1 pseudogene is annotated in these 2755 nt (G+C 70.7%); it reads left to right on the top strand.

The features are described 5' to 3' along the window. Nucleotides 1-2577: pseudogene (locus tag I2F59_RS09750) on the top strand (hypothetical protein); the annotation flags it as partial. Nucleotides 2578-2755: the final 178 nt, after the last annotated feature.

The raw sequence follows: 2755 nt of genomic DNA, 5'->3' as shown, positions 1-2755 counted from the left end.
CGCTACACCGTCTGGTACCGCGTCCACTCCGCCGAGTTCGGCTGGCTGGGCTGGGCGTGCGACGGCGCCGACGCCGGCTCGGCGGGCTACGGCCGCGCCGTCCAGGCCGTCCAGGTCGCGGTCCTGCCCAAGGGCGACCCCGCCCCGGGCGACACCGCCACCCCGTTCGTCGACAGGTCCTCCGAGCCCCCCTCCGTCTCCTACCGCGCCCACGTCGCCGGCATCGGCTGGCAGGGCTCCGTCTCGGACGGCGCCGTCGCCGGCACCACCGGGCAGGGCCGCGCCCTCGAGGCCCTCTCGGGCTCCGTCTCCTGGTACGGGCACGGATCCTCCTCCCTCGAGGTGAGGGCCCACGTCTCGAACGTCGGCTGGCAGGGCTGGACCTCGGGGACCGCCGGCACCACCGGGCGCTCCCTGGCGGTCGAGGCGCTCCAGTTCAGGCTCTCCGGCGAGGCCGCCTCGTCCTACGACGTCTGGTACCGCGTGCACTGCTCCGACTACGGCTGGCTCGGCTGGGCCAAGGACGGCGCGTCCGCGGGCACGGTTGGCCTGTCGAAGGCCGTCCAGGCCGTCCAGGTCGTGCTCGTCCCCAAGGGCGGCGCCGCGCCGGGGCCGGCCGGCGGGGCCTTCCGCGGCGCCGGCGAGCGCCTGTCCGGGTCGTCCATCTCCGTCGCCGGCTCGCCGGCGGGCTCGTCGTTCTCGGGCGGGGTCCTGACGCTCGGCTCCGAGAGGGGGCCCGTGCTGGGCTCCGTCGCCGCGACCGTCGACAACCTCGAGTCCGACGGGTCGGTCTGCTACCGCGGCCTGCTGCTGGGCTCCGGCTGGCAGGGGGAGACCAGCTCCGACGGGGCGCAGCTCGGCGCCTCGGGCGGCGGGCTCCAGCTCAAGGCCGTCCGCTTCGAGCTGTCCGGCGGCCTCGCGGAGCGCTACGACGTCTGGTACCGCTCCTGTGACTCCGCGCGCGGCTGGCTCGGCTGGGCGAGCGCCGGCGAGCCCTCCGGCGTCGAGTCCGGCGCCTCGGGCCTCACCGCCGTTCAGGTCGCCCTCGTCGCGAAGGGCTCCGGCGCCCCCGGCCCGGCCGAGGGGGCCTACGTCTCCGGCGCCGCCTCCGGCCCGTCGCTCGTCCTGCAGGGCCATGTCGCGGAGCGCGGCTGGCTGCCCGCGGTGGGCGGCGGCGAGGACGTCGGCACGACCGGCAGGGGCCTCGCGCTCCAGGCCGTGCGCGCCTCCCTCGAGGGGGCGGGCGAGGGGAGCTCCGTCTCCGTCGCGGCCCACGTGGCCGGCATCGGCTGGCAGGACGCCGCCTCCGCCCCCTCCTACGCCGGCACGGTGGGGCAGGGCCGCGCCGTGCAGGCCGTGAGGGTGTCCCTCTCCGGCCCCGTCTCCGAGCGCTACGACGTGTGGTACCGCGTCCACGCGGCCGGCTACGGCTGGCTCGGCTGGGCCAAGGACGGCGAGGCCGCTGGTACCGAGGGGCTCGGCGTCCAGGCCGAGGCCCTCCAGGCCGTCCTCGTCGAGAAGGGCGGCGACGCCCCCTCGACGGGCGCCCCCGCCGAGCTCTCCGTCCCCTCGCTCAGCCTCAGGGCCCACGTCTCCGGCGTCGGCTGGCAGCCCGCCGTCGGCAACGGCGGCACCGCCGGCACGACCGGCCAGTCCCGCGCCGTCGAGGCGATCGCCGCCGAGGTCTCCTCGCCGGTCTCCGGCGGCCTGTCCTACAGCGCCCACGTCTCGGGCGTCGGCTGGCAGGACGAGGTCTCGGGCGGCGCCGTGGCCGGCACGACCGGCCAGGGCAGGGCGGTCGAGTGCGTGAAGATGCGCCTGACCGGCGACCTCTCCGAGTACTACGACGTGTGGTACCGCGCCTACGTGCAGGACTACGGCTGGCTCGGGTGGGCGAGCGACGGGGCCCGCGCCGGCACGACGGGCATCGGCTACCGCGTCGAGGCGCTCCAGGTCCGCATCCTCGCGAAGGGCTCGGCGGCCCCGGGCCCGACGGACGGCGCGTACAGGGATGTAGCCGACGAGAAGGTGATTGGCGTTCCGCGGATTAGGCTCGTTACTTGGCTTACCCAGCATCAATATGACGGTTACTACCTCGGGACTCCATATTCCACTGGATTCTCTATTCCTACTTGCACCTATCCCAACGGGGAGAGACGCTGGGATGGATATTCTGGTATGAACTGCACTGGCTTTGTCGCTCATGCGTGGTCGAAGTGCGGCGGTAATCTCGCGGCAGTTGCTGCAAATAACAGCCATTCGCCTTGGGCCGGAGGCCCCGGTGGAGGTGGTTATATCAACGCGTGGCGTTTTTACGGCTATGCGATCGATTCCGGTTCAAAGGTTTATGAGTTCAACAAAGTGCAGGATCTACTGAATAGTGGGTTGGCAAGAAAGGGCGATGTCATTTTCTTCAAGACTGCTCCTAACGTCGATTGTCATATCGGATTTTTCTGGGGTGACAATCCTCGGGACAATAAGATGTGGCACTCTTCGTCGCCCGCTAATCAGATCTCGTCCATTTATAACTATTCGAACCCGGCTGAAATTAACCAGCACGTTTGTCTGATTAAATAGCTGCTGGTTAAATAGCCTCTTCGGCTTGGCTCCCGTCCCCCCAATCTAGTAGACTTGGAAACCGTTGCTAGATTAGGGGGATTTTCCATGAGACGCTCCACGAAACGAATTTCCGGTGCCGCCGCCGCGCTGGCGGTCGCGGCCGCCCTGGCCCTGTGCGGGCCCGCGGCCTACGCCG

Origin of the sequence: Collinsella aerofaciens (genome assembly GCF_015556945.1) — a bacterium.
GTDB lineage: Bacteria > Actinomycetota > Coriobacteriia > Coriobacteriales > Coriobacteriaceae > Collinsella > Collinsella aerofaciens_AO.
This window is presented reverse-complemented; position numbering and strand designations above follow the sequence as displayed.